The following is a 7216-nucleotide window of genomic DNA, read 5'->3' as shown; positions in this document are numbered from 1 at the left end:
CGTTTGAGGCGCGGGGTCTGGGGCGGAGCCCCAGGAGTCTCGGCGAAGCCGGAGCCGTACAGCCGCCCCCCAGCGGGAGCTAAATGGCTTCCTTGCGAGTCAGGAAGTTGAACGACACCCACCCCGGCAGCACCGGCAGCCAGAACGTCATCAGGCGGAACAGAAGCACCGCCGAGATCGCGACCTCCTTCTCCAGGCCCGCCGCGATCAACCCCAGCGTCAGCGTGGTCTCCACCGCCCCGATACCGCCCGGGGTCGGCGCCGCCGACCCCAGGGCGTTGCCCGCCAGGAAGACCACCGCGATGCTCGCGTAGCTGATGGCCTGGCCGCCGCCGAACGCGCGGATCGACGCGTCCAGGCACATCACGAAGCAGCCCGTCAGCAGCAGCATCCCGCCGATGCCCGTCATCAGCTTCTGCGGCCGCTGCAGCACGTCCAGCATGCGCGGCACCACGCCCGCGAACAGCGCCCGTACCCGCGTCGCGACGAACTTCCGCATGAACGGGACCGCCGTCACCACCAGCACCAGGACGGCCACCGTCAGCAGACCGGCGATGACCGTCCTCGACGGGGTCATCTCGGGGGTCTTCTCGGTCCCCGTCAGGTAACCGAAGGACAGCAACAGCAGGATGTGGCTGGCCAGCCCGAAGAGCTGCGAGGCGCCCACGCTCGCGACCGCGAGCCCCGGCCGGACACCCGCCCGCTGGAGGAAGCGCGTGTTCAGGGCGACACCGCCCACCGCCGCCGGCGCCACCAGCTTCACGAAGGACCCGGCGACCTGTGCGACCACCGTCCGCAGGAACGGCACCCGCTCCGGCACGAAGCCCAGCAGGCTCATCGCCGCCGCGAAGTAGCTGAGCGCCGAGAAGGCGAGCGCCGCCCCGACCCAGCCCCACTGCGCCTTGCCGATGATCGTCGCGAAGTCCACGTGCGCGAGCTGCGTGAGCAGGAAGTACGCGCCGAACGCGCCCGCGATGAACGACACCAGCGTGCGCGGCCGGATCCGCTCCAACCGGGCCGGCTCCACCGGAGCCTGCGGGCGGATCAGCAGCACCTGCTGGCGGATCTGGCTCAGCAGGTCCTCCTCGCGGGCCCCGTCGAGCGCGTCGTCCAGCGCCTTCTTCTCGGCCTTGCGGTCGGCCGCCGCCGACGCGGAGCCCGAGCCGCCCGAGGCCGCCGCGTCCGCCTCGCGCGCCGCCTTCGCCGCCCGCGAGGACTCCAGTACGGCCTCCCGCTGCCGATCCGCCCGCTCCCGGGCCAGCTTGCGCAGCGTCGCCCGGGTGGACCGGCTCAGCGCGATCGGCTGGAGCAGCGGCAGGCAGTCCGCCACGGTGTCGGGGCCGAGCACCGACACCGCCGAGGCCACCGCGCGCTCCGCGCCGACCCGCAGACCGAGGGTGGTCAGCAGCTGCGCGATGTCCATCCGCAGGACGAGGTCACCGGCCGCGATCTCGCCGCCGCGCAGGTCGGTGAGGATGACGTTGCCGGAACGATCCACCACCAGGGCGTCCCCGGTGAGCCGCCGGTGCGCGATCCGGCGCGACTGCAGGGCCCGTACCTGCTTCCACGTGTTGCGGGTCAGGTCGTCGGTGATCTCCTCGTCGGAGAGGGAGTCCAGGGTCCGGCCGTCCAAGTGCTCGTACACCAGCATCACGGCGTCCGGGCCCAGCTCGGAGGTGGCGATCAGCTTCGGCGCGTTCGCCCCGGCCGCGATGGCGGCGTACGCGAGCAGCGCCTCCTGCTCCAGCGCCTGGCGCAGCGACTGCAGGCTGCGCCGGGTGGTGATGCCGCGCAGGGTGAGCCGGCGCCACACCCGGTAGAAGAAGCCCTGGGCCTGCTGTTCGCGGTCGACGACGGTGACGTCGAGCGGCGGCCCGTCCTCCAGGGTGACGTGGTAGCGCCGCCCCCGGTCGCCGACCTCGGAGGCCTCCGGGCCGCCCTCGGTCAGCTGCTCGGCGCGCATCGCGCTGACCGGCTGGAAGCCGACCCGGCGCAGTCCCGCGAGGAGGTTCTGACCGGTGGGGCGCACGTTCGGCGAGCCGACGGCGTACAGGGTGCCGTACGCCACGCTCCAGCCGATGAGCACGGTGAGGATGATCGAGAAGGGCGTGGTGTATCCGCTGACCAGCATCGTGAACGCGTCGAGCACCAGCACCACCCACAGCGCCACGCGCCAGTGGGGTCTGCGGGTCATTCCGACGGCGCACATGTACGCGATCACGGGCGCGAGGTAGCCGTGCACGGGATCGGTGAGGTCCCCGGCGGTGCTGGTGGAGCGGGTCAGGGCGTCCTGGATGGTCTCGGGGGCGGCCTGGGAGACCCACAGGTCGGTGGCGAGGGTGACTCCGTGCGCGAGGACGGCGGCGAGCACGCCGTCCGCGATGCGCAGTCCGTCGCGCTTGATCAGGCGCTCGATGGCGAAGGCGACGGGGAGCAGCAGCACGGCGATGCTGGAGACCAGCGCGGCGACCTTGATCAGCAGGTCGGGCGCGGCGCCGGTGCCCTGGTTGATGTCGGCTTCCAGGCCGGCGGTGGTGCCGTGGGCGAAGGCGGAGATGCCGAGCACGACGGCGATGCCGAGGATGCCGACGAGGAGGCGTACGAGGTCGGACGGCCGGTGCACACGGGCGGCGAGAAGCGGTTCGTCGACCTCGACCTGGTCGGCGGCCGTGGTGGCGTGTCCGTGCGGGGCGTCCTCGGGGCCGCCGTGGGGGCCGTGGGCGGGGCCGTGGGCGGGGCTGCTTTCGGGGCCGCCCGCCGGGCCGCGCTCGCGGCCGTCCGCCGGACCGCCCCCGGAGGATCCCCGGCGGGTGGTGCCGTCGTGAGCGCGGTCGTGGGTGCCGTGGTTGTCGCCGTCGCCCGGGCGCGCGTCACCGTCCGTCGCCGCGCCGTTCGGAGGGCTCACACCCTGCTCCTTCGTCGTCACTTCCGTCTCTTCTTGATCACGTATCACCAGTCACCGCCCGGAAGATGGTGGCACGGACCGACCGGGGAGCGGGGCAGCAGGGTGCGCGCCGGTATGGAACGTGCGCTTCCGCCGGCGGCCCGCCGACGTGCTGCACCATGGGCCGAATGAGCGAGGAACTGCCCGCGTACGCGGAGCGCGTGCTGGAGGTGGCCGAGCGGATTCCGCCCGGCCGGGTGATGACGTACGGGGACGTCGCCGAGTGGCTCGGCGAGGGAGGACCGCGTCAGGTCGGGCGCGTCATGGCCCTCTACGGAGGAGCCGTGCCCTGGTGGCGCGTGGTGCGGTCGGACGGCGTACCGCTGCCCGGGCACGAGCTGCGCGCGCTGGAGCACTACCGGGCGGAGGCCACCCCGCTGCGCCTGACCGCCGGCGGCGAGGCACGACTGGACATGCGCCGGGCGCGCTGGGACGGGGACCCCGGGGACCCCGGACGGGACGGCACGCGCGACGAGGCTCACACCTGACAGCTTCGGCCATGCGGGGCCGGGGCGGGCGGTCGAGCGACAGTGCGAACGCCCGTACGGGGTACCCGGGGGGACTGCGCGGCGTCGGCCGGTTGCCGTAGCGTTGCCTCTTCGGCTTCTGCGCGAACCGTCGCGGCGCCGCCCGCGGACCCCGACCCAGACCCCGACTTCCGACCAGGACGACCAGGACCGGCACCTCACGTGATCACCCCTTCCTCCGACGCCGACCGCCGCACCGAGCGGCGGCGTACGCGGACCCCCGACGCGTACCGCCTCGTGCGCACCGGGCCGGAACGGGTGGATCCCCCTGTCCTGGACGCAGCCCAGCGCTCGGTGGTTGAGCACCCCGGCGGCCCGCTGCTCGTCCTGGCCGGACCGGGCACCGGCAAGACGACCACGCTGGTCGAGGCCGTCACCGCCCGCGTGGAAGCCGGTACGGACCCGGCCCGCATCCTCATCCTCACCTTCAGCCGCAAGGCCGCCGTGGAACTGCGCGACCGGGCCGCCCTGCGCCTCGGCGGCGCCCGGGCGCCGCAGGCCACCACCTTCCACTCCTTCTGCTACGGCCTGGTCCGCGCCCACCAGGACACCGACCTCTTCGCGGACCCGCTGCGGCTGCTGTCCGGCCCCGAGCAGGACGTGATGGTCCGCACCCTCCTGGAGGGCCAGCGCCGGTTGCGTTCGATCCGCTGGCCCGACGACCTGCGGGCCGCGCTCACCACGCGCGGCTTCGCGGACGAGGTCCGAGCCGTCCTGGCCCGCGCCCGCGAACTGGGCTTGGGCCCCTCCGCCCTCTCCTCCTTCGCCGACCGGATCGGCCGCCCGGACTGGAAGGCGGCCGCCGCCTTCCTCTCCGAGTACCTGGACGTGCTGGACCTCCAGGGCATGCTGGACTACGCGGAACTCCTGCACCGGGCCGTCCTCCTGGCGGAGCGCACCCCGTCGCTCTCCTCCTCCTACGACGCGATCTTCGTGGACGAGTACCAGGACACGGACGCCTCCCAGCTGCGGCTGCTGCGCGCGCTGAACGGGCCGGGCGGCACGCTGATCGCCTTCGGCGACCCCGACCAGTCGATCTACGCCTTCCGCGGCGCCGACATCAACAACACCCTGGACTTCGAGTCGGCCTTCCCGGGCGCGGAGGTACGGGCCCTCACGGTCGGCCGCCGCTCGCGCTCCGCGTTGTTGGCCGCGACCCGCCTCCTCACCACCCGCATGCCGCTGCCCCGCCTCCCCGCGGCCGCGGTCCGCGCCCACCGCGACCTCACCGCGACGCGGGAGGGCGGCGCGGTCGAGGTGTACACGTACCCCACGGCCGGGGCGGAGCTGGACAACATCGCGGACATCCTGCGCCGGGCCCACCTGGAGGACGGCGTGCCCTGGCAGGACATGGCCGTCCTGGTCCGCGCGGGCGGCCGCACCCTCCCGGCGATGCGGCGCGCCCTGATCACGGCGGGCGTCCCGGCGGAAACCGACGCCACCGCCACCCCCCTCCGCCACGAACCGGCCGTGGCCCCCCTCCTCACAGCCCTCCGCACAACAGCCACCGCCGCCGTACCGGCCGCGCCGGGCCCGGCCGACCATGCGGTTGTGGCCGCGGGCATCGCCGGGGGCGACGCGCCGGCCGAGCCCGCTCGGGACCTCGCGGTACCCGACCCGGCCACGGCCGCGCCGGGCTCTGCCGAGCCCACGTTCCCGGCTGCGCCGAGCGCCGAGGGTGACGCCGCAGGCGACTCGGTGCGCGGCCCCGCCGTGGGCAACTCCGGCCCGGGGCCGCACCCCGAGCCCGCCGCAGGCGACCCGGCGGCCACGCCGGAGGTGCGCGAGCTCGCTCGCAACGTTGGGGCGGGTGGGCGGGAAACATCCCCCGGCCCCGCCGAGGCGACCGGCGCCGAACACGCAGAGCCCGCGGCAGGCGAAGGGTGGATCGGGGTCGAGGCAGCGCTCACCCTGCTCGCCTCCCCCCTCGGGGGGATGGACGCCGCCGACCTGCGCCGCCTCGGCCGCGCCCTGCGCGACGAGGAGCGCGCCGCGGGCGTCAAGGTGCCCGCGCCCTCCGACGTGCTGCTCGCCCGCGCCCTCGCCGAGCCGGAGCGGCTCACCGCGCACGACCCCGCCTACGCCCGCGGCGCCCAACGCCTCGGGCTGCTCCTCCGCAAGGCCCGCGAGCTCCTGCAAGGCGGCGGCACCGCCGAAGAGGCCCTGTGGACCCTCTGGGACGGCACTCCCTGGCCCCAGCGGCTCGAGCGCTCCGCCCGCCGCGGCGGCACCGCCGGCCGCAACGCCGACCGCGACCTCGACGCGGTCTGCGCCCTCTTCGACACCGCCGCGCGCGCGGAGGAACGTACCGGCGGCCGCGGCGCCCTCAACTTCCTCGAACAGTTGGAAGCCGAGGACATCGCCGCCGACACCCTCACCGGCAGGACCGCCCGTCCCGACGCCGTCCGGCTGATGACCGCCCACCGCTCCAAGGGCCTCGAATGGGGTCTCGTCGTCGTCGCCGGCGTCCAGGAAGGGCTGTGGCCCGACCTGCGCCGCCGCGGTTCCCTCCTGGAGGCCGACCGCATCGGCCTCGACGGCCTCGCCGAGCCCCTCACCCCCGGGGCGCTCCTCGCCGAGGAGCGCCGGCTGTTCTACGTCGCCGCCACCCGCGCCCGCGACCGCCTCGTCGTCACCGCGGTCAAGGCCCCCGCCGAGGACGGCGACCAGCCCTCCCGCTTCCTCACCGAGCTCGGCGTCACCCCGAAGGACGTCACCGGCCGCCCCCGCCGCCCGCTCGCCGTCCCGGCGCTCGTCGCCGAGCTGCGCGCCACCACCGTCGACCCCGACGCCTCGCCGGCGCTGCGCGAGGCGGCCGCCCGCCGCCTCGCCCGCCTCGCCGCGCTCACCGACGACGAGGACCGCCCGCTGGTCCCCGCCGCGCACCCGCAGCGCTGGTGGGGCCTGTACGAGCCGACCCGCAGCAGCGTCCCGCTGCGCGACCGGGATCGGCCCGTCGCCCTGTCCGGCAGCGCCCTGGACCAGCTCGCGAACACCTGCTCCCTACAGTGGTTCCTCGGCCGCGAGGTCAAGGCCGACGCCCCTTCCACCGCCGCCCAGGGCTTCGGCAACGTCGTCCACGTCCTCGCCGACGAGGTCGCCTCCGGCCGTACCCCCGCCGACCTGGCCGTCCTCATGGAACGCCTCGACTCCGTGTGGGACGCCCTCGCCTTCGACGCGCCCTGGAAGTCCCGCCAGGAGAAGGACAACGCCCGCGCCGCCCTCGAACGCTTCCTGCGCTGGCACACCACCGACCGCGGCGGCCGGACCGCCGTGGCCACGGAGCACGAGTTCGACGTCACGCTCGACGCGGGCGAGTACGCCGTCCGCATCCGGGGCTCCATGGACCGGGTCGAAGCGGACCCGCAGGGGCGCGCGTACGTCGTGGACTTCAAGACCGGCAAGTCCTCGCCGACGAAGGCCGAGGTCGCCCGCCATCCCCAGCTCGCCGTCTACCAGCTGGCGGTCCGGGAGGGTGCCGTCGACGAGGTCTTCGACGGGGTGCGCCCCGAGCCCGGCGGCGCCGAACTCGTGCAGCTCCGCCAGGGGTCGGCCGACCCCAAGATCCAGGCGCAGCAGGCCCTCGACGGGGAGTGGGTCGGAGACCTCCTCGCCACCGCCGCCGGCCGGGTCCTCGACGAGCGCTTCGCGCCCGTCACCGGCCGGCAGTGCGACCACTGCTCCTTCCGCGGCTCGTGCAGCGCCCGCCCCGAGGGCCGCCAGACCGTCGAGTGATGCGGCCGGT

At 74.9% G+C, this 7216-nt stretch carries 3 protein-coding genes; 2 read left to right on the top strand and 1 reads right to left on the bottom strand.

Annotated features, from left to right (window positions below):
* Positions 1 to 79 precede the first annotated feature (79 nt).
* Positions 80 to 2905 carry a YbhN family protein gene (locus tag ACFV9H_RS36510; RefSeq protein WP_385407225.1) on the bottom strand — a complete coding sequence of 942 codons (2826 nt, stop codon included), beginning with the start codon at positions 2903 to 2905 and terminating at the stop codon, positions 80 to 82.
* 158 nt (positions 2906 to 3063) lie between these two features.
* On the opposite strand from ACFV9H_RS36510, the gene ACFV9H_RS36505 reads away from it, so the two are divergent.
* Positions 3064 to 3432 carry an MGMT family protein gene (locus ACFV9H_RS36505; protein ID WP_385407223.1) on the top strand — a complete coding sequence of 123 codons (369 nt, stop codon included), beginning with the start codon at positions 3064 to 3066 and terminating at the stop codon, positions 3430 to 3432.
* A gap of 201 nt (positions 3433 to 3633) precedes the next feature.
* The gene (locus ACFV9H_RS36500) at positions 3634 to 7206 is read left to right on the top strand and encodes a UvrD-helicase domain-containing protein (protein ID WP_385407221.1); all 3573 of its coding nucleotides are present in this window, start codon (positions 3634 to 3636) and stop codon (positions 7204 to 7206) included.
* The last annotated feature ends 10 nt before the right edge of the window (positions 7207 to 7216 follow it).

Source organism: Streptomyces sp. NPDC059874, assembly GCF_042731135.1.
Lineage (GTDB): Bacteria > Actinomycetota > Actinomycetes > Streptomycetales > Streptomycetaceae > Streptomyces.
Note: the sequence above shows the minus strand (reverse complement) of the source record. Positions and strands in the feature narration are given on the sequence as shown.

Excerpts from the sequence above, each read along its gene's own strand:
- ACFV9H_RS36505 (WP_385407223.1), top strand. The coding sequence starts at position 3,064 with ATGGGCCGAATGAGCGAGGAACTGCCCGCGTACGCGGAGCGCGTGCTG.